This is a genomic window from Lichenicola cladoniae (genome assembly GCF_013201075.1).
GTDB classification, from domain to species: Bacteria; Pseudomonadota; Alphaproteobacteria; order Acetobacterales; family Acetobacteraceae; genus Lichenicola; species Lichenicola cladoniae.
In genome coordinates this window covers 1,967,643-1,990,426 of record NZ_CP053708.1, presented here as the reverse complement: position 1 = coordinate 1,990,426, position 22,784 = coordinate 1,967,643, and the positions used below count along the sequence as shown (strand labels likewise).

Sequence of the window (22,784 nt, the reverse complement as noted above, 5' to 3'; positions counted from 1 at the left end):
ATCGAGAAGGAGACCGGAACCCCTGTAGCGGGGCGGGTCAGGTAGCACTCGTTCGAGCTGTCCGCAGCCTTCATACACGACATGATGGCGTGCAGGTTATCGACCCGCAGCGCGCTCCGCGACTCCCGAAGCGACCGTTGCCGTCTTGATGACCGGCATAGCGGCGTCGACCGTCCGGACCGGGTCCGGTCTATGCTAGTGAAGGCCATGGCAGAGAAAGACTATCAGGACCTTCGCGCCCTGCGCTGCATCATCGACCGGGGAAGTTTCGTTGCCGCCGCGAGAGAGCTTCGGGTATCGCGCTCCGCACTCAGCGAGACGATCCGCAGGCTTGAGGATCGTGTCGGTATTCAGCTCCTGAACCGGACGACGCGCAGCGTCAGCCCCACGCCTGCCGGCGAGCGGCTGGCAATGCGATCAAGTTCAGCATTCGAGGAAATCGACGCGGCGCTGAGGGAGGCGAATGCAACCAGCGGCGATGTCGCGGGACCAATTCGGGTTCATGCGCAACGCCTGGGCTACCAGCTGTTCCTGCAGTCCCTGTTGCCCGGCTTTGTTCGCGACTTTCCCAGGATCAGCGTGGAAGTTCAGATCGACGATGCCGGCGTGGATATCGTGTCGGAGCGCTTCGATCTCGGGATAAGGCTCGGGGAGTTGCTGGAGCAGGATGTCATCGCGTTCGCGCTTCAGCCTCCCATATGCCAGATCGCCGTGGCCGCCCCGGCCTATCTGGATCGGCATGGCGTTCCCGATCATCCTCGCGAGCTGTGCCACCATCTTTGTCTCGTGTTCAGGTGGCCGGGCCATGCCGCGCTCTACAACTGGGAGTTCTACGAGAACGGAGCATGGTTTTCCGTCCCGGTTTCCGGCCCCCTGACCTTCAATGACCAGCGGGCGGCACTCGATGCGGCGATTGCAGGGGCGGGCATCGCGTTCTGGGTCGAGAGCGAGGTGAAACCCCATATCGATTCCGGTCGTCTCGTCCCCCTGCTAACGGCCTACTCCGAGGTTTTTCCCGGCTTCGCGCTCTACTATCCCCGGCATCGCCATCGATCGGCAGCCGTGACGACGCTGATCGGGGCGATCCGCGACGCCGCCAGGCGGTAGGGTATTGTGCCCTCATTTCCGAACAAGGCATGCGGAAGTGCCGGTATTAAAGCAGGCCGTTTGTGGCCCTACCTGATGAAGCATCATCACGAGGAGCCTCACCATGAACATCGCATCTATCCCAGCCGGGGAATTCGACGGAAAAGTTGCCATCGTGACCGGGGCGGCGAGTGGGATCGGCCGGGCAACCGTGGAGCTGCTTCATGCACGCGGCGCGTCGGTCGTTGCCGAGGATCGTGATCCGGAGGTCCGCGCGATGGCTCGTCCCGGCGTATTTCCGCTGGTCGCGGATGTGGCGGAAGACGGGGCGGCGCGGCAGGCCGTGGCAGCCGCCATCGAACAGTTCGGCCGGCTGGATGTTCTCGTGAACAACGCAGGCATCATCATCAACAAGCTGGTCGTGGACATGACGGTCGAGGAGTGGGACCGCATTTTTGCGGTCAATATCAGGGGCGTGTTTCTGCATTCGCGCGAGGCGCTGCGCGCGATGATCCCCAACGGCCGGGGGGCGATCGTCAATGTCGGTTCCTACGCCTGTTTCCAGACCTTTCCGTCGATCGCCGCCTATGCGGCGTCGAAAGGCGCGCTCGCGCAATTCACCAGGACGCTCGCAGTCGAGGCGATCGGGCACGGGATCCGGGTGAACGCCGTCGGGTCCGGGGATACTGTCACGAACATCCTCAACCATATCCACGAGGATGGTCCCTCGGCGCTTGCCGCGTATGGCAAGAACGCGCCGATCGGGCGGGCGGCTCAGCCGGAAGAGATCGCCCGGGTGATTGCGTTCCTCGCGTCCGAGGAGGCCAGCTTCATGGTGGGGTCGATCACGATGGCCGATGGCGGCAAGAGCATCGTGTTGCCGTCCTGATCGAAGCTTTGTCGGGATCGATCCTCTAGTACGGAGTGCCGCCGGCGCGTTGGGTCTGCAACGCGCCTGCGTACCACTCGAACTCCGAGATGAACCGCCCCGCGCTCTTGTCGATCCACTCGGCGGTGGCGTGTCCGTCCTCGTCGAGAACCTGCTGGATGCGCGGTATCGGCAGCAGGCTCGGGATGCTCGGCATGCCGAGTTCGGCGAGTGTCATCCGGAGCTGCATGGCAGCCCGGACGCCGCCGAACTGGCCGGCCGAGTAGCAAAGGATTGCGGACGGCCGCCAGAAATATTCCTCGAGGAAATAGTCGAGCAGGTTCTTGAGCGCCGGCGGGATGCCGTTGTTGTATTCGCCGCTGACGATCATGAAGCCGTCCGCCTCGCGATAGAGTGTTGCTAGACGTTCGAGGTTGGCCGGCGCCTCGCCTTTCGGATGTTCCTTGTACATCCGGTCGAGAAGCGGCAGTTGCAACTCCATCGGGTCGACCAGGACCGGCTCGTGGCCCTTCCTGGTCAGCGCGTCGATGATGTAGCGAGCGGCCCGTATGCCGACGCGATCGCTTCGCACGCTTCCCAGCAAGACCGGTATCCGCAAGCCCATCGCCCTGACCCCTGACGTTCCAGACGGCAGTCTAGCCTGTTTCGGCACCGTCCGCGTAACCGATCACCGCCCAGATCGGGTCGCCATGATCGGGCACCACCTCGCTGGCGTCGATCGAGCCGAACCCGGCCCGCTGCATGTACAGTGCCACCAGCTGCTGCTGGTCCGGTCCGGTCAGCGCCTGCCAGATCGCCACCGCCTTGGTCGGGAAGCAGCGATTGGAGAACGTCACCACGAACGGGGCCCCGGGACGCAGCACCCGCGCCACCTCCCGAAACACCTCGATCGGCCGCTGCAGGTACTGGACCGATACGCACATGCAAGCGGCATCGAAATGCGCGTCCGGCAGGGACAGGACCGGATCGGCGTTCAGGTCGCTGACGAAGCGTTCGTCCAGGCGTGGATTGGCGGCCAGCTCGTCCGCGTTCATGCCGTGCCCGACGATCCGTGCGTAGGCGATGTCGTGCGGCAGGTGGCTGACCCAGCTGCTCATCAGGTCCAGCACGGTTCCGCCGGCCGGCAGGAACCGGCGATACAGCTCGGTGACGGCGGCGATCGCCTCGTCGTCGATATGCGTCACCAGCCGGGGCTGCCTGTAGAAGAGCGGATCGGGCGAAGGGTCGGCCTTGTCGAAGGCACGGGGCGGGAAGCCGGCGAGATCGTTCATGGTCTAGAAGATGTGCCGGTCCCGCCTCATTCCAACCGGGCGCCGGGTTCAGCCCGCACGCTGCCGGGTCAGGCCGGACTGCACGATCACCGCCAGCAGCAGGAAGGCGCCGCTGGCCAGTCCCTGGTAGGCGGCGCTGAGCGAGCCGATCTGGTTGATCACGTTCTCGATCACGCCGAGCAGCAGCACGCCCGACAGCGCGCCCAGCATCGTGCCGACCCCGCCGGTCAGCAGCACGCCGCCGATCACCGCGGCCGCGATGGATTGCAGCTCGTAGCCGGTTCCGGCCGAGGACAGGCCCGAGGATAGCCGCGCCGCCAGCAAGGCGCCGGCCAGCCCGGCCAGCGTGCCCGACACGCAATAGGTGGCGATCTTGACCCGCTCGACCCGCACCCCGAGCATCCGCGCGGCTTCCTCGTTGCCGCCGATGGCGAACACCGCCGCGCCGAACCGCGTGCGGTTCAGCACCAGGGCCGCGATGCCGTAGGCCACGAACAGGATCGCCATCAGGTTGCCGACGCCCAGCCACTGGCCGTTGGCGATGCGCCCGAACCAGCCGGGATCGGCGATGACCAGGCTCTCGCCGGCCAGCATGACCGCCAGGCCCTTGAGCGCCAGCAGGGCGGCCAGCGTCACGATGAACGGCGCCATGCGGGCCTTCACGATCAGCAGGCCGTCGATCAGCCCGACCAGGAGGCCGGCCGCCATCGGCGCCGCGAACGCGGCCACCACCCCATAGGGTGCCGCATAGGCGGCGAGCACGGTTCCGAGGCCGACCATCGAGCCGACCGAAAGGTCGAAGCCGCCCATGATCACCACCAGGGTCTGGCCGATCGCCACCAGCCCCAGGAAGCTCGCGGCGATGATGATGTCGTTGACGTTGCCGGGGCGCAGGAAGCTGGGAAACGCCAGCCCGGCCGCCAGGGCCGCCACGACCAGCACCACGATCGCGCCGCGCGACTGGACCAGCGCCACCATGCGCTGCCGCGTCTCGCCCGGGTTACGGGCCGGTGCCACCACCACGCCGCTCATGCCGTCCCCCGACGCAAATAGAGTGCCGCGACGATGAACGCCGCCTTCAGGATCTGTGCGTAGTTCGCATTGACGTTGTTCATGATGAAGGACGCATCCAGCACCACCAGCAGCAGCACCCCGAACACGGTGCCCAGCGTCGAGATGCGGCCGCCCGACAGGGGCGTGCCGCCGATCACCGCCGCCGCGATCGCGTCGAGCTCGAACTGCACGCCGATATAGTTGGCGTCCGCCGCACCCAGCCGCGCCGTCGCGAATACCCCGGCGAGGCCGGCGAGCAATCCGGACAGCCCATAGACGAACGCCAGCGTCGCCCGCACCGGATGGCCGGCGAGCAGCGACGCGGTCCTGCTGGAGCCGACGAACAGTGCGTAGCGCCCCGGCATGGTGCTGCGGACTACGAACGCGAACAGGCCGGCGATCGCCAGCGACACGATCGCCACACCCGGGATCCCGAGCACCGCCACCTGGCCGATCGACGCGAGCGGCCCGTCGAACGGCAGGTCGAGGCGCGCACCGCCGAGCAGCGCCTGCGCCAGTCCACGCGCCGCCACCAGCAGCGCCAGCGAGGAGATGAGCGGCGCGATCCGGAGCAGCGCCACCAGCGATCCGTTGAAGATGCCGCACAGCAGGCCGGCCGCGATCCCGGCGGCGATCGCCACGCCCTGGCCGAGGCCGATGGTGAGGCCGATCACCGCGGACGACAGCGCCATCACCGAGCCAACGGACAGGTCGATGCCGCGCGTGCCGATCGCCAGCGACTGGCCGAGCGCGATCAGGATCAGCGGCGCGGCCTCGAACAGCAGCGAGCGCACCACGGTCGGATTGCGGAAGCCGGGGGTGACGAGCAGGTCGAAGCCCACGAGTGCCGCGAAGGCGATGTAGACGCTCAGCGCGCGCAGGTCGCCGAATGCGAACGAGCGCCGGGGCTCGGCCAGTGTCGCCGGCACCGTCATGGAGCGTGCCCGGAAGCCGGTGTTTCGGCTGGAGCCGCGCCACCGGCGAGCAGCGCCAGCACATCGTCGCTGTCCCGGCCGGCGGTCTCGAGCTCGCCGGTCACCCTGCCCTCGTCCAGCACCACGAGCCGGTCCGACAGTTCGACCACTTCCTCGAGCTCCGACGACGTCATCAGTACGCCGAGCCCTTCGGCCGCCAGGCCGCGCACGACACGGTGCACTTCCGCCTTGGCGCCGACATCGATGCCGCGGGTCGGGTCGTCGAGCATCACCATCCGCGGATCGGTGCACAAAGCCCGCGCGATCAGGACCTTCTGCTGGTTGCCGCCGGACAGCGACGTGATCGGGACGTCGAAGCCGTCGGTCTTGATGCCGAGCTCGCGGACGTAGCGCGCCACCAGCGCGTCGCGCCGCCGCCGGGAAATGATGCCCCAGCGGGATATGCGCGGCAGCACCGCGGCGGTCAGGTTCTCGGCCACCGACAATTGCGCGAACACGCCCTCCGAGCGGCGATCCTCGGACAGGAACGCCAATCCCCGCCGGATGCTCTCCGACGGGCGCGAGCGTGCCACGCGCCTGCCATCGACCGCGACCGAGCCGGCGTCCGGTTTCTCGGCGCCGTAGATCGCCTTGAAGGTCTCGGTCCGTCCCGAGCCGAGCAGGCCGGCCAGCCCGACGATCTCGCCGCGCCCGACGGTCAGCGAGACGTCGCGCACCCGGTTTCGCCAGGACAGCGCGCCGACATCGAGTGCCGGTGCCTCGGCCTGGCCCGCCTTCCTTCCGGCTTCCGATCCGCCGGTCCGGCCCGGTCCGGCCGATTGTTCGCGGCCCAGCATGGCGGCGACCAGTTGGCCACGCGGAAGGTCGGCGGTCGCCGCACTCGCCACCACCGCACCATCGCGGAGCACGGTCAGCCGGTCGCACAGCCGGTAGCATTCGGACAGCCGGTGACTGACGTATATCAGGCCGATGCCGTCGCGGCGAAGCTGCTCGACGACGCTGTAGAGCAGGTCGACTTCGGCGGCCGACAGGGCCGAGGTCGGCTCGTCGAGGATGATGGCGCGGGCGCCGAGCGATACCACGCGGGCGATCGACACCAGTTGCTGCAGGCCGAGGCCGAGCGTGCGCAGCGTCCGGCGCGGATCGATATCCAGGTGGTAGCGCAGCAGCAGCGCACGGGCCTCGTCGATCATGCGGGCGCGGTCTACGAGAACGCCGAACCGTCGCGGTTCGCGGCCGAGGAACAGATTGTCGGCGACGCTCCGCTCGGGGATCAGGTTGATCTCCTGGTAGACCGCCGCGACCCCGGCAAGCTGGGCCGCGCGCGGGCTGTCGAACGTCACCGGCTGGTCATCGAGCAGGATGCTGCCGCTGTCCGGCCGGTTCAGGCCGGTCAGCAGCTTGATCAGCGTCGACTTGCCGGCGCCGTTCTCACCCATCAGCCCATGGATTTCGCCTGTGCGCAGGCTGAACGAGACATCGCGCAAGGCCCGGACCGCTCCGAATGACTTGGTCAGGCCTCGCGTCTCGAGCAGCATGCCGCCGCTCTCAGTAGGTCGAGCCGCTCGACAGGGCCGCGGATGCGTTGTCCTTGGTGTAGAGCGTGTCCTTCATGGTGATCGCCTGGGCCACCTTGTCGCCGTTGAACCAGGCCTTCAGCGTACCGAACGCCTGCGGTCCGAACCGCGGATTGGTCTCGACATCCGCCTGCGCGCTGCCGCCGGCGATCGCCTGCACCAGCGACCTGGTGCCGTCGATCGACACGATCCGGACGTCCGTTCCCGGCTTCTTGCCGGCCTGCTGGATCGCCCGCATGGCGCCCAGCGTCATGACGTCGGCGTGCGAATAGAGCGCGTCGATGTCGGGATGAGCGAGCAGGAGCTGCTCCATGACCTTCTGCGCGTCGGTCGCCGACCAGTTGCCGGTCTGCGCCGCGACCAGGACCATGCCCGGGTATTTCTTGAGCTGGTCGGCGAAGCCCTGGGTGCGCTGGGTCTCGACGGAGTTGCCATAGGCACCCTGGATCTCGACGATCTTGGCCTTGCCGCCGGTCGCCACGTTCATCGCATCGGCGGAGCGCTGGCCCTGCACGGTGAAATCGGATCCGAGGAAGGTGATGAAGTCGCGGCACGGCGTACCCGCGGTGGCGCGATCGATCGTCACCACCGGGATGTTCTTTTCGGCCGCCTGCTCGAGGGCGGGCTGCAGCCCGGTGGCATTCAGCGGCGCCACGATGATCGCCTTGGCACCCTGGGAGATCATGCTCTGGACGTCCGCGACCTGCTTGGCCTGGCTGTCGTTGGCGTTGGTGTAGAGCAGCCGCGCGACACCCGCCTGCTTTGCGGCGGCTTTCACCGAAGCGGTTTCCGCTGCACGGAACGGGTTCTGTTCGTTCTCCGACTGCGAGAACCCGACGACCATGCCCTTCAGCGTCGCACGGCTGGGGCTGGCGTTGGTGCAGCTCGCACTCGACTGGTTCTGCACGACGGCACTTCCCGGCGCGTCGTCGGCCATGGCCATCGGCGCGGCAAAAATGGCAGCCGTCACGGCAAGCGCTACGCTTCCGGCACGACGTGCGCGACGGTTCGAAAGTTGGTTGTCCTGTCGAGACATGATGACCTCCCTGGACGGACTCTCGTGGCCCGTTCGTGCACGCATCGTCACGTGACGGCGGTCAGCCTAGGAACATGCATCTTGTCTGACAATAGGCGGCGATCGAGACCCTGACGGCAGGAGTGGGAACCGGCGTGAACCGGATCAGGAATAGCGTTCCTCCGCCCAGGGATCGCCGCGCCGATGATAACCATTCTCTTCCCAGTAGCCGGGCTTGTCGGCACCCATGAAGTCGATCCTGTTGATCCACTTTGCACTTTTCCAGAAATACAAATGTGGGATCACCAGCCGTACCGGACCACCATGCTCGCGCGTGAGCGGCTTGCCGTTCCAACTATGTGCGAACAGCGCTTGCGGAACTGCAAAATCCGCAAGCGGAACGTTCGTCGTATAACCGTCGTAACCGTGCAGCATCAGGAAACGCGCTTCGTCGCGCGGCTGCACCAGATCGAGCAGTGCCGCGGTATCGACGCCCTGCCATGCGTTGTCGTATCGCGACCATGTGGTGACGCAGTGGATGTCGAACCGGATGTCGACCTGCCGGAGCGCCATCAAACCCGGCAGGTCGAGCTCGACCGGTCGTTCCACCATGCCGCCGATCGTCAGCCGCCATCGTGACGCCGAGATGTCGGGCTGGCGGCCGAGATCGAGCACCGGCCAGTCCCGGACCAGATGTTGCCCCGGCGGCAGGCGCTCGCCGGCCGCGCGTGCCGGCTGCCCGGTCAGGAACTTGCCCTCGCCGGCCCAGCGCTGCTTGGAGCGGGTCAGCTTGCTGGTCTCGGGAAGGGGCTCGTCGTCGTCCATCGTCATGGCGTCCCGCCGAGCATCTCGTCAAGCAGCGCCAGCGCGGCGTTGGCGAACCGCGTCATGTTCGCGGCCCGGTCGGGCGAGCCGGTTTCCAGGATGCGGCTGGCCTCGCGCGGGCCGACCACACCGACGCAGCAATGGCCGGCCGCATCGCCGTAGCGGTTGCCGCCCGGACCGCTCGCCCCGGTTTCCGCCAGGCCCCAGTCCGCGCCGAGCCGGTCCCGGATGGTTCGTGCCTGCAGCACCGCCATCGCCTCGGTTGCCGACTGCACGGTACCCAGCGCGCCCGGGGTGATGCCGAGCAGGGTCTCGCGGGCCTGGCGGGTGTAGATGATGCCGCCGCCCAGGAAGTATGCCGATGCGCCCGGCACCGACAGCAGGGACGCGGAGATCAGCCCGCCTGCCGACGACTCCGCGACGGCGAGCGTCTGCCGTCGTTCGACCAGGCGTTCGGCGATCCGGCTGACGCACGCATGGTCGATCTGCACCCGGTCGCTCATTGCCTCTGGTTCCTGTTCGGTTATTGCGGCCCGGCGGATGCGGCCGTGCGGCGTGCCATGAAAGCGGCGACCAGGCGGTCCGTTTCCGCCTGGGTCGGTGGCGCCGCCATCCGGGCCGGCGCGCCATGATCCGCACGTTTCGACGACGCGAAGGCCGGCGCCGCACTTTCGAGCAGACTACGCGGAATTTCGTCCAGGAAGCGTGACGGCTTGGCATCCCAGCTCCGGCGCTGGCGCACCCAGCTCAGCCGCAGCGAATGGCGGGCGCGGGTGATGCCGACATAGAACAGCCGGCGCTCTTCCGGCACCGCGTCCCGCTTCTCCGCCTGCCAGTTCGGCCACACACCCTCCTCGAGCCCGGCCAGCAGCACATGGTCGAATTCGAGCCCCTTGGCGCGATGCAGCGTCATCACCTGCACCGCATCCGGCACCTCGGTTTCGCCCGGCACATCGTCCAGCCCGGCGCTGTCGCAATAGGAGCGGACGCTGCCGGCGCCGGCAGCCGCCTGCAGGCACGCCGTCCAGGCCTGGGTCAGCCGGCCCTGGCCGTCATCCCGCAGCCGATCCTGTATTCCGCTGTACTCTGCGGCCAGTCGCAGCGACGCCGGGACACCGAGCCGCTTCCCGGCGATGGCGTCGCCGATGCGGCGGGCGATCGCCAGCACGGCGAGCAGCCGGTCCCGTTCGGCGTCGCTCGCCTCGACGCTACCGACCGACGCGGCCAGGGCGATACCGCGATCGGTCGCATGGTCGCGCAGCCGGCGAAACAGGCTGCCGCCGATGCCGCGGGCGGGAAAGGCGCAGCATCGGCGGAACGCGTCGTCGGCGACCGCCTGCCATTGCTCCTGGGTTTCGCCCTCGCCAATGCTCCGGCTCATCGCGAGCCGCAGCCAGGCGATCACCGCCAGCACTTCCTTCGGCGCGTCCGGCTGACGCTCGCTGACCAGCCGGACCGGGATACCGGCTTCCTGCAGGGCCTTGACGATCGGCTCGGACACGAACCCCGCCCGCACCAGGATCGCGCAGTCCCGCCAGGCCAGATCCGCCTGCGCCTTGCGCAGCGCCTGCACCCAGCCGACGGCGCCGCGCCCCTCCTGCTCCGCGGTTGCCACCTCACGGATTGCGATCGAGACGCCAGCCGGGCGAGCCGGGTCTGCCGGCCGCAGCGTCTTGCGCATCGCCTCGCGATCGTTCGCTCCCACCGCATTGGCGGCGCGAAGGATGGTGGGCGAGGAGCGGTAGTTGATTTCCAGCCGCAGCGGGTCTCCCGGCATACGGTAGTCACTGGCGAAGTTGCGGATGTGCGCGACGTCGGCGCCGCGCCATCCATAGATCGCCTGCAGGTCGTCGCCGACCGCGAACACCCGGCGGCGGTCGCCGGCCAGCAGCCTGACCAGGGCATGCTGGGCCAGGTTGGTATCCTGGTATTCGTCCACCAGGATCTCCGACCAGCGCCCGGACCAACGATCGGCAAGCGCCGGATCGGCCCGCATGCCCAGCACCGGCAGCACGATCAGGTCGTCGAAATCGACGACCTCGCGATCCGCAAGGGCCGCACGGTAGGCCGGGACCAGCGCGGTCGCCCGCTCGAGTATTTCGGGATCGCATCCGAGCAGTGCAGCGGACCGCGGGCGCTTGCCCTCCGTCGTGGCGAGGGCGTTGCGGAGCAGGGAGACCGCTTCCTGCAGCTGGCTGCCATCCTTGATGTCAGTCACGCCGGCCACCTGCATCAGCAGGCTGCGCGCATCGCCCGGCGACAGGATCGAGAAGCCGCGGGCCAGGCAGGGCAGGCCGGCGCCATCCTCCATCAGCAATCGCGCCATGGCCGCATGGAAGGTGCCGACCCAGCGCGGCATCTGGTCCGGTGCCAGGACGCTCGCCAGACGCAGGCGCATCTCGCCGGCCGCCTTCGCGGTGAAGGTGATGCACAGCAACCGGTCGGGCTGCTCACCGCCGTTCAGGATCAGGTCCGCCACCCGGCGGGCCAGCGTCTCGGTCTTGCCGGTGCCGGCTCCGGCCAGCAGCAGTTGCGGCGCGGGTGCGGTGGCGGCGCGGCGCTGGTCGTCGTTCAGCGAGGCCAGATGGTCGCGCGTCACCGGGACGCCGCGGCGGATCGCGGCATCATCACCCTGCCCCGGATGGAGCTCCGCGCTAGTCGGTGTGGCCGGCATCCAGGGCGGCCTGCTGGGCCCCGACTTCGTCGCTGACCTTCACCCAGACGGCGGCGGTGGCCGCATCGTCTATGGCGCGAAGTTCGGCTGCACGCTTGAGGGCCCAGCTTCTCGCTTTGCGGCCGTGCTTGTTGATCATGAGGCGAGCCGCTTGCCGGTAGTTCATGTGTCTAGATCACCGAAGAAAACGAGGTAGGTTGCAGGAATGTATTGCTGACCGAACTGATGATAGGGCCGTTCCGGTCGAAGTCCGCACGCTTTTGCAGCCATTCCGGATCGGTCGAGAAAACGGTCCATTTCTGTTCCCGCTCCGCCATCGATTCCCAGGCCAACAGGTAGATGAGGTCATGGTTGTCTTCGCCCACCAGCACGGTCCAGAACCCGGCCTGGCGGATTTCATAGCGCTCCCAGATCGGCAGCGTCACGTCCTTGAAGCGTGCCAGAATATCCGGCAGGCGGCCCGGCATGGCGTGGTAGATGCGCTGTTCGTAGATCATGAATTGGTCTTTCCGAGGCGAACACCGGCACCACGGCCATTCTCGGCGGTGAATTCGACATTCATCTCGCCGAACGCACGTTTAATAGCCGCGATATTCGGAGCTGTCATTCCGATTGGTCCGTCCTTCAGCTCCGCACGCCGAATTGTGGCGACGCCGACGCTCGACGCGTCGGCCAATTCCTGTGCCGTCCACCTTATGAGCGCGCGGGCCGCCCTGAGTTGGCCCGCCGTCATGATGCTCGTCCCGTCATCCAACAAAGCAGATCGATAATCCAATCAGATGATATCGCCCCTATCATGGGGGACTGGATGTGCCAAGCTGTTTTGCCCGATCAGCCGTCGCCGGGCCTGCAAAACGCAACCGGTCGGCGGGAGCCTGGAGCAGGCCGGGGTCCCGGTAGCGGGCACCAAAATGCTCCGCCGGCAGGCGCGGCTGCCCGGTCCCGAACATGCGCTCGCGCAGCGTCTCGCCGTCGGTGTACGAGGTGCGGTACCGGCCGCGACGGCGCAGTTCCGGAACCACCAGCTCGACGAAATCCCGCATCGTCTCGAACGACAGGTACTGGCGCAGGTTGATGCCGTCGATGCCGTCCTGGTCGAGCCAGATCTCGATCCGGTCGGCGATCACATCCGGCGTGCCCGCGACGAAGAACCGGTCCTCGTGCAGGCTGGCCATCTGCGCCAGGGCCTCGCCCACCGTCTGTTCGCGACGGAACCGGCGCAGCAACGTGTCCGCCAATGGCACGCCCTGGTCGATCAGCGTGCCGATCAGCAGGTGATGCGGAAACGAGGGCAGGTCGACCGCGGCCAGCGAGTGCGCCAGTGCGCCCTCGGCGCTGACCAGGCGGCGATAGCTCTCCAGTTTGGTCGCTACCTCCACGTCGGTACGGCCGACGATGATCCCGGCCATGACCAGGAACCTGACCGCGTCCGGCTTGCGCCCGTGCGCCACCACCCGCTCGCGAACGCGGGCGATGTTGCGGCGGACATCGTCCTGGGTATGGCCGCCGATGAACAGCACCTCGGCATGGCGCGCCGCGAACTCGAGCCCGGCCGGGGACCCGGAGGCCTGGAACAGCAACGGCGTCCGCTGCGGCGACGGCTGGCACAGATGCGGGCCGGCGACCTGGTAATGCTCCCCGACATGGTCGATGTAGCGAACCTTGGACGGGTCGGTGTAGATGCGACGCTCGCGATCCTGGACGACCGCATCGTCGTCCCAGGAGCCTTCCCAGAGCTTGTAGAGCACGTCGAGATATTCGTCGGCGATCTCGTAGCGATGATCGTGCGGCACCTCGTCCGGATGCCCGAAATTGCGGGCCGCGTTGGGCAGATAGGACGTGACGATGTTCCACCCCACCCGCCCCTTGGTGAGGTGGTCGAGCGTCGACATGCGCCGCGCGAACGCGAACGGCGGTTCGTAGGTGGTGGAAAAGGTGGCGCCGAAACCGAGATGGCACGTCACCGCCGCCATCGCCGGGATCACCAGCAGCGGATCGTTCGACGGGATCTGCATCGCTTCGCGCAGGGCGGTTTCCGGACCGTCGCGGAAGCGGTCGTAGGTGCCGATGACGTCGGCGAGGAAAACCGCATCCAGCGTGCCGTGTTCGGCGATCTGCGCGGTCTCGGTCCAGAAATCGAGGTCGTTGAACCGGTGCCGGTTATTGTCGGGATGCACCCACATCCCGTGCATGATGTGGCTGACGCAGTTCATCTCGAACAGGTTGACGTGCAGCAGCTTGCGCATGATGTGCATGCCCGGGCCGGATCTAGCGCGCGCGGATGAGTGGGTGGCGGTTCCACCAGCGAGGTTTGCGGATCCGCTCGCGCTCGAAGGTGAACAGCCCGGCGCCGATGATCACGATGGAACCGAGGATCATCGGCAGGTCGATGCCGATGCCGAACAGCAGGGCATCGAGCGCCACCGCCCATAGCATCTGGCTGTATTGCGCGGGCGCCACCTGGCTCGCCGGAGCATGCTCGGATGCGAGCTGCAGCAGAATGTTTCCCGCCGCCGCGAGCAGCCCGTAGCCGAGCACGAAGATCCATTGGCGCGGTGTCGGCATGACCAGATGCGGCGCCGCGAACAGGAAGCTCGCGACGATCGGCCCGATCAGTCCGGCGCCATACAGCGAGATGCGCTTCTCGGTCGGTCCGAGTGCCCGCAGGATGACGATGGTGACCGCCCCCGCCAGTGCGCCGAGGATAGCGGCGAGATGACCCATGGTGAACGGCTGCAGGCCCGGGCGAAGCACGATCAGCACGCCGAGGAAGCCGACCAGAACGGCAGACCAGCGCCGCCAGCCGACCGGCTCCTTGAGGAAGATCACCGACAGGATCGTCACGAACGCCGGCATCAGGAACAGCAGCGCCATCGCCTCGGCCATCGAGAGCATGGTGAAGGCGATGACGGAGAATACCGAACCGGCAACGGCCGCCACCGCGCGCAGGCACCACATCAGGCGGCTCCTGCAGCGGAGCAGGTCGCTCCAGCGTTCGTCGGCGCCCTTGACCATCGGCACGGCCAGCAGCCCGAGCGCCGCGCCGAGGAACACCAGTTCGAACGCCGGGATCGATCCGGCGAGCAGCTTCACCGAGGCGTCGCTGAGCGAGTAGGCAACGAATGCGATGAACGCCAGCAGCACTCCACGCGCCACCCGGCTTGATGGATCGAGGGAAGCGCCTGCCGTACTGCCCGAAACATCCATGCCGACTGCCTTGCGATGGAACCAGAGGAAACCGTGTCGGCAGCGATCAGACGTCGAGGTTGGCCACTTTCAGCGCGTTGCCGACGATGAAGTCGCGGCGTGGCTCGACCACGTCGCCCATCAGCGTCGAGAACACTTGGGCCGCATTCTCGATGTCGCCCACCCGCACCTGCAGCAGCGTGCGTACGGCGGGGTCGAGCGTCGTGGTCCAGAGCTGATCGGCGTTCATCTCGCCGAGGCCCTTGAACCGGTTGATCGCCAGGCCCTTGCGGCCCTGGGTCAGGATGCGCTCGTAGGCGGACGCCGGACCCGGCATCGCATGCATGTTCCCGTCGAGCGTCAGCGTCGCCTCGGTGCCGAAATCCTTCTCCAGCAGTTCGGCATGCTCGGCCGCCCACAGCACGTCGGCACTGCGCAGCGTCACCGGGTCGAGCCGGTAGAGCTCGCCCACGCCGCGCACGGTGCGGCCGAACTGCAGCCCGTCCTGGTCGGCCGAGACTTTCCAGCCGCGCTCGGACACCGGCGATGCCGCGTCGAGGCGTGCGGCCAGGGCCTGGGCCCGCGACTGCGAACGTGCCACGTCGCCGGTCAGCGCGCCGGAGATCGCCGCCTGCTCGAGGATCCAGACCGGCGCCTTCACGCTCAGCCGGCGCAGCGCCCGCGTCGCCTCGCGCAGCCAGACCGTTTCCGCCGCGAGATCGCTGCCGGCCAGCTTGCGGCCGTCGGCATAGGTCAGCTGCGCATTGTTGAGCGCCTTGTCGAGCAGATACTGCTCGAGTGCGGCGTCGTCTTTGAGATACCGCTCGTCGTTGCCGCGCTTGGCGCGATAGAGCGGCGGCTGCGCGATATACAGATGCCCGCGATCGATCAGCTCCGGCATCTGCCGGAAAAAGAACGTCAGCAGCAGCGTGCGAATGTGCGATCCATCCACATCGGCGTCCGTCATGATGACGATGCGATGGTAGCGCAGCTTGTTGATCGCGAAGCCGCCCTGCTCCGGCTCGCCGCGCCCGATACCGGTCCCGAGTGCGGTGATCAGCGTGCCGATTTCGGCAGAACCCAGCATGCGATCGAAGCGGGCCCGCTCGACGTTCAGGATCTTGCCTTTCAGGGGCAGGATCGCCTGGAACTTCCGGTCGCGACCCTGCTTGGCGGTGCCGCCGGCGGAATCTCCCTCGACCAGGAATATTTCCGCCTTGGCTGCATCGCGCTCCTGGCAGTCGGCGAGCTTCCCCGGCAGCGACGAGATATCCAGCACGCCCTTGCGACGGGTCAGTTCGCGGGCCCGTCGGGCCGCCTCGCGGGCCGCCGCCGCATCCATCACCTTGGCGACGATGCTGCGGGCTTCCTTCGGGTGGGTCTCGAACCAATGCGAGATCGCATCGGCCACCGCCGCGTGCACGACCGGCTGGACTTCCGAGCTGACCAGCTTGTCCTTGGTCTGGCTGGAGAATTTCGGATCCGGCACCTTGACCGACAGCACCGCCGTCAGGCCCTCGCGCATGTCCTCGCCGGACAAGGCCAGCGCGTCCTTCTTGCCGATGCTCTCGGCATATTTGCCGACCACGCGCGTCAGCGCCTGCCGGAAACCGGCCAGGTGCGAGCCGCCGTCGCGCTGCGGGATATTGTTGGTGAAGCACAGCATGGTTTCATGGAAACTGTCGTTCCATGTCAGCGCGAACTCGACCTTCACGCCGTTCGCGTCATCGGCGCCGTCGGCGGTGATCGGGTCCGGAACGACGGCGATCTTGCCGCGGTCCAGCCACTGGACGAACGCGATCAGGCCGCCCTCGTAGCGGAAATGCTGTTCCTGCACCGGCGCATGGCGCTCGTCGCGCAGGTTGATCTCGAGGCCGGAGTTCAGGAACGCGAGCTCGCGCAGGCGCCGCTCGAGGATCGGGAACTCGAAGTCGGTGCGGGCGAAGGTCTTGGCGCTCGGCTTGAAGGTGACCTGGGTGCCACGCGGCTCGTCGCTCGGCCCGACGATCGACAGCGGCTCGACCGCATCGCCGTGCCGGAACCGGATCACGTGCTCCAGCCCCTGGCGCCAGATCCGCACTTCCATGGTCTCGGACAGGGCGTTCACCACCGCCGCGCCGACGCCGTGCAGGCCGCCGGAGACCTTGTAGCTGTTCTGGTTGAACTTGCCGCCGGCATGCAGCCGGGTCAGCACCACTTCCGCGGCGCTGATGCCTTCCTCGATGTGCATGTCGGTCGGGATGCCGCGCCCATTGTCCCGCACGGTGACGCTGCCGTCGCCGTTCAGCACGACGCTGCAGATCGTGGCGTGACCGGCCTGGGCCTCGTCGACGGCGTTGTCGATGATCTCGAATGCCATGTGATGCAGGCCGGATCCGTCGTCGGTATCGCCGATATACATTCCCGGACGTTTACGGACCGCGTCCAGGCCTTTCAGAACCGAGATCGAGGCTGCATCGTAATCACCGCCCGGAGGAAGCTCATGGGTAGCCTGATCGGCAATCGGCGTGTCGGAATCAGGCACATTGGCGGGAACGGCGTTTTCGGACATGCCGGTTGGGTTCTCCAGAACGGTCGGGAATCTTGTGTACCGACTATAGGCTTTTCCAGGCCTCGGAACCAGCGTTCAGCAGGCGTCCCTGCAGCGCGCCGACAGGGCTGGCGAGGCCCTCCAGCGGACGGAACGGTTCCAGATCGGTCCCGGTCATCAGCACGTGCGACGAGAGGCCGGCGAGGGCCTCGAACAGCGCGTTCCGGCGGGTCGCGTCCAAATGCACCAGCGGCTCGTCGAGCAGCAGCAGCGGGGCGTCGCCGCGCAGGCTGCCGATCAGTGCCGCATGTGCCAGCACCACGCCCAGCAGCAGCGCCTTCTGCTGCCCGGTGCTGGCCGTGCTGGCCTGCTGCCCGGTCTCGATGTCCGACAGCAGCAGATCCGCCTTGTGGGCGCCCAGCGACGCGCCGCCGGTGCGCGCGTCGGCGCTCCTCGCGGCCGCAAGCGTCATGCGCAGCCAATCCTCCACGGCCAGCGCGGGCTCATGTGCCAGCCGCTCGGCGATCGGGCAGGCCAGCATCAGCCGCGCCGCCGGAAATCCGTTGCCGCCAGGATCGCCCTCCCGGCCCGCGGCCCGGGCGTTCAGCCGCCCGACCAGCGCGCGCCGGGCCGCCGCGGCGGCCACGGCATGGCGCGCCATCGACAGTTCGAGCCCGCCGATCCAGCTCGCATCGGCGCGACCGGACGACAGCAGCCGGTTGCGTCCCTGCATCGCCTCGTCATGGGCCGCCACCTCGCGGGCGTGCCCCGGCTCCAGGGCCAGCACCAGCCGGTCGAGGAAGCGGCGGCGCCCCGAGGCGCCCTCGATGAACAACCGGTCCATCTGCGGGGTGAGCCAGACCGCCGAAAGCCGCTGGGCGATCTCGTTGCGGTTCCGGACGGGCTGTCCGTCCAGGCGGAATACGCGCCGGCCGGCCTGGCTGTCGGGCACGGTTCCGGTGCCGATCTCGAGCGCTTCGCCGGCGGAATGGAGTTTGGCGGCCACTGCCCAATGCACCGCCCCATGCCGGGGCAGATCGGCCATCCTGGCGCCGCGCAAGCCGCGCCCGGGCACCAGCAGGGAGATCGCTTCCAGCAGGTTGGTCTTGCCGCTGCCGTTCGGGCCGGTGATCAGGCTGATCCGGCCCTCGACGGTCCAGGCCAGGCTCTCGTAGTTCCTGAAATCGGTCAGGACCAGCCGGACCAGGCGCGACGCGTCCTGCGGCCCGGCGTCCGTATCTGCCTCGATGGTTCGGTCCTAGACCCGCATCGGCATCAGCACGTAGAGCGCCGACGGGCTATCCACGTCACGCACCACGGTCGGCGCCGCACTGTCCGAGAAGGCGAACTCGACGTCCTTCTCGATCTGGTCGGTGATGTCGTTCAGGTAGCGCGCCTGGAAGCCGATTTCGATCGGGCCGGAATCGTAGCTGACGCGGCCCTCGTCGAGCTCCTCCTTGGCGGTGCCCTGGTCGGCACTGGCAGCGGAGAGCGTCAGCAGGTGCCGCTCGAGGGTGAGCTTCACCGGGCGCGAGCGCTCCTGGCTGATCGCCGAGACGCGTGCGACCGCATCGGAGAAATCCTTCTTGCCGACGCGCAGGATCTTGTCGTTGTCGCGCGGGATCACCCGCTCGTATTCCGGGAAGGTGCCGTCGATCAGCTTGCTGGTCAGCATGACGGTGCCGATGGTGAACTGGATGCGGGTGTCGGACAGCGCGATCTCGACCTGCTCGCCGGCTTCGTCGAGCAGCTTGCGCACTTCGCCGACGGTCTTGCGCGGCACGATCACGCCGGGCATCCCGGCAGCCCCTGCCGGCAGCTCGGTTTCGACCCGTGCCAGGCGATGGCCGTCCGTCGCTACCGCGCGCAGCATGTCGCCGGTGTCGCCCTTGGCCGGATGCAGGTAGATGCCGTTCAGGTAGTAGCGCGTTTCCTCGGTGCTGATCGCGAAACGGCTGCGGTCGATCAGGCCGCGCAGCACGCCGGAACCGATCATGAAGCGGTGCGGCAGGGTGCCGGCGGTCATCGAGGGGAAATCATCCACCCCCAGCACGTTCAGGCTGGTGGCGTAGCGCCCGGCCCGGAGTGCCAACGGCGCATCGCCGCCTGCCTGGTCGAGCTCGACCTCGGCACCGTCCGGCAGCTTGCGTACGATCTCGAACAGAACCGACGCCGGTGCGGTGGTGGATCCGTCCCGGCTGGAGGTGGCGGCCACCTCCTCGACGATGGCGATCTCCATGTCGGTCGCGGTCAGGGTGAGCTTCCCGCCCTGCACCGCGATCAGCACGTTCGCCAGGATCGGGATGGTGTTTCGCTTCTCCGCCACACTCTGGATGTGGGCGAGTGCCTTCAGCAGCGTCGCACGATCGGCCTTGAACTTCATGGGACTGGTCTCGCCGGATAAAGCGTCAAAGCGGGATCGCAAACGGACAACGGGTCTAGCAGTCCAATCCGCGGAGTGCCAGCCTGGGCAGCCACCGCGAGGCGGTTCGGCTTCTCAGCTCTCCAGCATGCGACGCAGCAGCTCGACATCCTCGGCGAAGGCGGTGTCGCGTTCCATCAGCTCGGTCACCCGGCTGACCGCATGCATGACGGTGGTATGATCGCGATTGCCGAATTTCCGGCCGATTTCCGGCAGCGACCGGCTGGTCAGCTGCTTGGCCAGGTACATGGCCACCTGCCTCGGCCGCGCCACTGCCCGCGCCCGCCGGGCCGAGGACATGTCGGTCAGCCGGATGTTCCAATGCTCGGAAACCTTGCGCTGGATTTCCTCGATGGTGACGCGCCGGTCATGCGCCTTCAGGATGTCGTGCAGCACTTCCTGGGTCGCATCGAGCGTTACCGAGCGGCCGAACAGGTTGGCGTGGGCGATCATCCGGTTCAGCGCGCCCTCGAGTTCGCGAACGTTGGTGGTGATCTTGTGCGCCAGGAATTCCAGCACCTTCGGCGGCACGGCGACGCCGGATGCCAGGGCCTTGGCCTCCAGGATCGAGATGCGCAGCTCGAACGTGGTCGCGTGCAGGTCGGCCACCATGCCGCAGCCGAGCCGCGTGCGCAGCCTGTCCTCGAGGCCCGACAGGTCCGACGGCGACTTGTCGGCCGACACCACGATCTGCTTGCCGGCATCCACCAGCGCATTGAAGGTGTGGAAGAACTCTTCCTGGGTGTTGTCCTTGCCGATCAGGAACTGCAGGTCGTCGATCATCAGCACGTCGACCGAGCGGAGCTGCTCCTTGAACTCCATCGTGGATTGCGAGCGGATCGCGGCGATGAAGCGATACATGAACTTCTCGGCCGACATGTAGGCGACCGAGACCGCGCCTTGCGGCCGTGCCGGACGGGTCAGTTCGAGGCCGATCGCATGCATCAGGTGCGTCTTGCCGAGGCCGACGCCGCCATACAGGAACAGCGGGTTGAACCCGGGGCTGGATGGACGCTCGGCCACGCGGCGTGCGCAGGCGTAGGCGAACTCGTTCGGCTTGCCGACCACGAACGCCTCGAACGAGAAACGCGGGTCGAGCGGGGCCGCCAGGTCGCCGCGCGGCTCGGCCACCGCCGGGGCTGCAGCGGCCACGGCACGCATGGCGGCCACGGGCGCCACCGGGGCGCCGAGGACAGGAGACATCGCGGGGGCGACCGGCATCGGCGGGTTGGCACGGGCGTCCGGCGCCAGCATCAGCTCGACCCGCCGGATCTCGGCGATCTCGCCGTTCCACATGGTGCCGAGGCGATCGCCGTACTGGCTGCGCACCCAGTCACGCAGGAACCGGGTCGGCAGATAGAGGGTGATCTCGTCGTGATCGACCGGGCCGAGGGTCATCTGGCGTAGCCAGGTGCGATATTCGACCTCGCCCACCTCGGTCTGCAGGCGCCCGCAAATACGCGCCCAATTGTCGGATAGCGGGTGCCGCTGATCACCGTCCGAGGAGGCTTCCGACGAGGCTGTCAGGTAGGGAACGTTAACGGCCGTCTCCATCATCGTTTCGGTCAACGCCTGCGCTTCCGGAGCACTTCGATCATAGCTACTGGACGTCACGCTCACCCACCCCGTCTCCGTCGACAATCGCGAACACCCCTGTCTGCAACAACCAGCCTCGAAACTGCAGACAATACGATCCCAGCCGCGGGCGCGGTGATTTCGAACGCAAAGCTACGAGGGATTGCCGTCTGCTGCAGCGGGTGATCAGGATCGCTGACCGTAATTTACATTAGGCTCGCACCGCGGAGGGTGGCAACGGGAATCTGATTTAAAAATGCCGGTCAAAAAAACTCTGCTTGGTCAAGAAAACAGGCTTGCCAAATCCATCACTATCCGGTGCGTCGCTGAAAGGTGCTGCAACGAATACGGGCCGGACGCTTTCGCGGCCGGCCCGTAAAAATCGAATATTGTCGGGAACTCGTGTGGAAGCGCGCTACCGAACGGTTCCGACAATAAAACTCAGGCTGCTGTCGCGATCGACTTGATGCGAGCGGACAGGCGCGAGATCTTGCGGCTGATGGTGTTGGCGTGGGCCACACCCTTGCCGACCGCGCGCTGCATTTCGGGCTGCGCTGCGCGAAGGGCAGCGACTGCCTGCTCCTTGTCGCCGGACGAGATCGCAGTCTCGACCTTCTTGACGAAGGTGCGCATCCGCGACTTGCGGGCCGCGTTGCGCGCGCTGCGGACTACGTTCTGACGGATGCGCTTACGCGCCGATGCGGTGTTCGCCATGGATCTCTGTTCAGTTCGTCGCGTCTGTGAGCCGGGAATGCGCATTCGAGGCAGGGGCCCCGGAAGAACAACCCGGCGAAGGGTCGGCTTTCTAGGCCACGATCTCCAAAGAAGTCAAGTAACCGTGGCCGCACCAGGGGGAGCACGAAACGAGAGTACGTCTCAATTTTGAAGTATGGGACAGAAGAAGCTGCTCCGGCCGGCCTGGACGATGCGCTGGATCCCGTTGCAGTCCGGCTCGCCCGGACAGTCAGGGCAAGGCTCCCCCTCCCGGCCATAGACCCGCCAGGCATGCTGGAAATAGCCGAGCTCGCCATCCGGCTGGACGTAGTCGCGCAGGCTGGAACCGCCTGCCGCGATCGCTTCCGACAGGACGGCCTTGATCGCCTTCACCAGCCGGCCCGCCTCGGCCGGCGTGACCGTCCCGGCCTCCCGCACCGGCGACAGCCGGGACCGGTACAGGGCCTCGCACACATAGATGTTGCCGAGTCCGGCGACGAGCCGCTGGTCGAGCAGGGCGGTCTTGAGGGGCGTGCGCCGCCCAGCCAGCGCCTGCTGCAGCACCTTCGACGTGAAGGTCCGGTCGAGCGGTTCCGGTCCCAGCCCGGCCAGCAGCCGGTGCGCATCCTCGGCCGTGGTCCGCACCAGGTCGATCGCCCCGAACCGGCGTGGATCGACCAGTCCGAACCGGCAACCCTCGTCGGTTTCGATCACGACATGCTCATGCCGGCCGACCGTCACCGGCAATGCCGGATCGAGCCTGGTGAGGTTGACCCGTCCGGACATGCCGAGATGCAGCAGCATGCTGTCGCCGCCATCCAGCCGCATCAGGATGTATTTCGCGCGGCGCCTGAAGCTCTCGACCCGCGCACCGCGCAGCCGTGCGGCCAGCCCGGCGGGCATCGGCCAGCGCAGATCCGGCCGGTGCATCTCTGCCCGGATGATGGTGTGACCTTCGAGATGCGCACGCATCCCGCGCATCACGGTTTCGACTTCTGGGAGTTCCGGCATGGGTGCCGAACAGGCTATAGC

General features: G+C 67.3%; 22 protein-coding genes. 2 read left to right on the top strand and 20 right to left on the bottom strand.

Annotated features, from left to right (window positions below; translation table 11 throughout):
- Positions 1-207: 207 nt before the first annotated feature.
- Entirely contained in the window at positions 208-1,107 is a 900-nt protein-coding gene (locus HN018_RS09195; RefSeq protein WP_171834122.1) for a LysR family transcriptional regulator, read from the top strand.
- A gap of 103 nt (positions 1,108-1,210) precedes the next feature.
- Positions 1,211-1,975 (top strand): SDR family NAD(P)-dependent oxidoreductase, encoded by a 765-nt coding sequence (locus HN018_RS09190; protein WP_171834123.1) that lies wholly within the window; start codon positions 1,211-1,213, stop codon positions 1,973-1,975.
- A gap of 25 nt (positions 1,976-2,000) precedes the next feature.
- Here HN018_RS09190 and HN018_RS09185 read toward each other — a convergent pair whose 3' ends face one another.
- The 20 genes from HN018_RS09185 to mutM all read right to left on the bottom strand — a co-directional run bounded on the left by HN018_RS09185 (position 2,001) and on the right by mutM (position 22,763).
- Positions 2,001-2,558 carry an NADPH-dependent FMN reductase gene (locus HN018_RS09185; protein WP_204259713.1) on the bottom strand — a complete coding sequence of 186 codons (558 nt, stop codon included), beginning with the start codon at positions 2,556-2,558 and terminating at the stop codon, positions 2,001-2,003.
- A 52-nt stretch (positions 2,559-2,610) separates the two neighbouring features.
- Positions 2,611-3,246, bottom strand: a complete 636-nt coding sequence (locus HN018_RS09180; RefSeq protein ID WP_171834125.1) for a class I SAM-dependent methyltransferase — start codon at positions 3,244-3,246, stop codon at positions 2,611-2,613.
- 48 nt (positions 3,247-3,294) lie between these two features.
- Positions 3,295-4,278 carry an ABC transporter permease gene (locus tag HN018_RS09175; protein ID WP_171834126.1) on the bottom strand — a complete coding sequence of 328 codons (984 nt, stop codon included), beginning with the start codon at positions 4,276-4,278 and terminating at the stop codon, positions 3,295-3,297.
- Positions 4,275-5,234, bottom strand: coding sequence for an ABC transporter permease (locus HN018_RS09170; RefSeq protein WP_171834127.1), 960 nt, complete (start codon positions 5,232-5,234; stop codon positions 4,275-4,277). The genes HN018_RS09175 and HN018_RS09170 overlap by 4 nt, the downstream gene beginning before the upstream one ends.
- Positions 5,231-6,772 (bottom strand): sugar ABC transporter ATP-binding protein, encoded by a 1,542-nt coding sequence (locus tag HN018_RS09165; RefSeq protein ID WP_171837085.1) that lies wholly within the window; start codon positions 6,770-6,772, stop codon positions 5,231-5,233. The genes HN018_RS09170 and HN018_RS09165 overlap by 4 nt, the downstream gene beginning before the upstream one ends.
- Positions 6,773-6,782: 10 nt before the next feature.
- Complete coding sequence (locus tag HN018_RS09160; protein ID WP_204259712.1) at positions 6,783-7,847, bottom strand: ABC transporter substrate-binding protein; 1,065 nt, start codon at positions 7,845-7,847, stop codon at positions 6,783-6,785.
- A 144-nt stretch (positions 7,848-7,991) separates the two neighbouring features.
- Positions 7,992-8,651, bottom strand: a complete 660-nt coding sequence (locus tag HN018_RS09155; protein ID WP_171835858.1) for a sulfite oxidase-like oxidoreductase — start codon at positions 8,649-8,651, stop codon at positions 7,992-7,994.
- A gap of 2 nt (positions 8,652-8,653) precedes the next feature.
- Positions 8,654-9,154 carry a CinA family protein gene (locus tag HN018_RS09150; RefSeq protein ID WP_171835859.1) on the bottom strand — a complete coding sequence of 167 codons (501 nt, stop codon included), beginning with the start codon at positions 9,152-9,154 and terminating at the stop codon, positions 8,654-8,656.
- Between the two features lie 20 nt (positions 9,155-9,174).
- Complete coding sequence (locus HN018_RS09145; RefSeq protein ID WP_171835860.1) at positions 9,175-11,325, bottom strand: ATP-dependent helicase; 2,151 nt, start codon at positions 11,323-11,325, stop codon at positions 9,175-9,177.
- The gene (locus HN018_RS09140; protein WP_171835861.1) at positions 11,306-11,491 is read right to left on the bottom strand and encodes a hypothetical protein; all 186 of its coding nucleotides are present in this window, start codon (positions 11,489-11,491) and stop codon (positions 11,306-11,308) included. Before HN018_RS09140 ends, HN018_RS09145 begins: the two co-directional genes overlap by 20 nt.
- A gap of 4 nt (positions 11,492-11,495) precedes the next feature.
- Positions 11,496-11,822, bottom strand: coding sequence for an NIPSNAP family protein (locus HN018_RS09135; protein WP_171835862.1), 327 nt, complete (start codon positions 11,820-11,822; stop codon positions 11,496-11,498).
- Positions 11,819-12,058: a transcriptional regulator gene (locus HN018_RS09130; RefSeq protein WP_171835863.1), complete on the bottom strand. Its 240-nt coding sequence runs from the start codon at positions 12,056-12,058 to the stop codon at positions 11,819-11,821. The genes HN018_RS09135 and HN018_RS09130 overlap by 4 nt, the downstream gene beginning before the upstream one ends.
- Before the next feature lie 61 nt (positions 12,059-12,119).
- The gene (locus HN018_RS09125) at positions 12,120-13,580 is read right to left on the bottom strand and encodes an LLM class flavin-dependent oxidoreductase (protein WP_204259711.1); all 1,461 of its coding nucleotides are present in this window, start codon (positions 13,578-13,580) and stop codon (positions 12,120-12,122) included.
- 13 nt (positions 13,581-13,593) lie between these two features.
- Positions 13,594-14,532, bottom strand: coding sequence for a DMT family transporter (locus tag HN018_RS09120; RefSeq protein ID WP_204259710.1), 939 nt, complete (start codon positions 14,530-14,532; stop codon positions 13,594-13,596).
- 46 nt (positions 14,533-14,578) lie between these two features.
- A complete protein-coding gene (gene gyrB, locus HN018_RS09115) occupies positions 14,579-17,062 on the bottom strand; it encodes a DNA topoisomerase (ATP-hydrolyzing) subunit B (protein WP_171835865.1) in 2,484 nt (827 codons plus the stop codon).
- 43 nt (positions 17,063-17,105) lie between these two features.
- Positions 17,106-18,290 carry a DNA replication/repair protein RecF gene (gene recF / locus HN018_RS09110; protein ID WP_171836023.1) on the bottom strand — a complete coding sequence of 395 codons (1,185 nt, stop codon included), beginning with the start codon at positions 18,288-18,290 and terminating at the stop codon, positions 17,106-17,108.
- 9 nt (positions 18,291-18,299) lie between these two features.
- Positions 18,300-19,424, bottom strand: coding sequence for a DNA polymerase III subunit beta (gene dnaN / locus HN018_RS09105; RefSeq protein ID WP_171835866.1), 1,125 nt, complete (start codon positions 19,422-19,424; stop codon positions 18,300-18,302).
- Between the two features lie 114 nt (positions 19,425-19,538).
- On the bottom strand, positions 19,539-21,017 hold the full coding sequence (gene dnaA, locus HN018_RS09100) for a chromosomal replication initiator protein DnaA (protein WP_171836024.1): 1,479 nt from the start codon (positions 21,015-21,017) through the stop codon (positions 19,539-19,541).
- Between the two features lie 462 nt (positions 21,018-21,479).
- Entirely contained in the window at positions 21,480-21,752 is a 273-nt protein-coding gene (rpsT, locus tag HN018_RS09095; RefSeq protein ID WP_171835867.1) for a 30S ribosomal protein S20, read from the bottom strand.
- A 162-nt stretch (positions 21,753-21,914) separates the two neighbouring features.
- Positions 21,915-22,763, bottom strand: a complete 849-nt coding sequence (gene mutM / locus HN018_RS09090) for a bifunctional DNA-formamidopyrimidine glycosylase/DNA-(apurinic or apyrimidinic site) lyase (RefSeq protein WP_171835868.1) — start codon at positions 22,761-22,763, stop codon at positions 21,915-21,917.
- Positions 22,764-22,784 lie beyond the last annotated feature (21 nt).

Coding starts and splice junctions, on each gene's coding strand:
- HN018_RS09195 (WP_171834122.1), top strand. CDS start 208: ATGGCAGAGAAAGACTATCAGGACCTTCGCGCCCTGCGCTGCATCATC.
- HN018_RS09190 (WP_171834123.1), top strand. CDS start 1,211: ATGAACATCGCATCTATCCCAGCCGGGGAATTCGACGGAAAAGTTGCC.
- HN018_RS09180 (WP_171834125.1), bottom strand. CDS start 3,246: ATGAACGATCTCGCCGGCTTCCCGCCCCGTGCCTTCGACAAGGCCGAC.
- HN018_RS09175 (WP_171834126.1), bottom strand. CDS start 4,278: ATGAGCGGCGTGGTGGTGGCACCGGCCCGTAACCCGGGCGAGACGCGG.
- HN018_RS09170 (WP_171834127.1), bottom strand. CDS start 5,234: ATGACGGTGCCGGCGACACTGGCCGAGCCCCGGCGCTCGTTCGCATTC.
- HN018_RS09165 (WP_171837085.1), bottom strand. CDS start 6,772: ATGCTGCTCGAGACGCGAGGCCTGACCAAGTCATTCGGAGCGGTCCGG.
- HN018_RS09160 (WP_204259712.1), bottom strand. CDS start 7,847: ATGTCTCGACAGGACAACCAACTTTCGAACCGTCGCGCACGTCGTGCC.
- HN018_RS09155 (WP_171835858.1), bottom strand. CDS start 8,651: ATGGACGACGACGAGCCCCTTCCCGAGACCAGCAAGCTGACCCGCTCC.
- HN018_RS09150 (WP_171835859.1), bottom strand. CDS start 9,154: ATGAGCGACCGGGTGCAGATCGACCATGCGTGCGTCAGCCGGATCGCC.
- HN018_RS09145 (WP_171835860.1), bottom strand. CDS start 11,325: ATGCCGGCCACACCGACTAGCGCGGAGCTCCATCCGGGGCAGGGTGAT.
- HN018_RS09140 (WP_171835861.1), bottom strand. CDS start 11,491: ATGAACTACCGGCAAGCGGCTCGCCTCATGATCAACAAGCACGGCCGC.
- HN018_RS09135 (WP_171835862.1), bottom strand. CDS start 11,822: ATGATCTACGAACAGCGCATCTACCACGCCATGCCGGGCCGCCTGCCG.
- HN018_RS09130 (WP_171835863.1), bottom strand. CDS start 12,058: ATGACGGCGGGCCAACTCAGGGCGGCCCGCGCGCTCATAAGGTGGACG.
- HN018_RS09125 (WP_204259711.1), bottom strand. CDS start 13,580: ATGCACATCATGCGCAAGCTGCTGCACGTCAACCTGTTCGAGATGAAC.
- HN018_RS09120 (WP_204259710.1), bottom strand. CDS start 14,532: ATGGATGTTTCGGGCAGTACGGCAGGCGCTTCCCTCGATCCATCAAGC.
- gyrB (WP_171835865.1), bottom strand. CDS start 17,062: ATGTCCGAAAACGCCGTTCCCGCCAATGTGCCTGATTCCGACACGCCG.
- dnaN (WP_171835866.1), bottom strand. CDS start 19,424: ATGAAGTTCAAGGCCGATCGTGCGACGCTGCTGAAGGCACTCGCCCAC.
- dnaA (WP_171836024.1), bottom strand. CDS start 21,017: ATGGAGACGGCCGTTAACGTTCCCTACCTGACAGCCTCGTCGGAAGCC.
- rpsT (WP_171835867.1), bottom strand. CDS start 21,752: ATGGCGAACACCGCATCGGCGCGTAAGCGCATCCGTCAGAACGTAGTC.
- mutM (WP_171835868.1), bottom strand. CDS start 22,763: ATGCCGGAACTCCCAGAAGTCGAAACCGTGATGCGCGGGATGCGTGCG.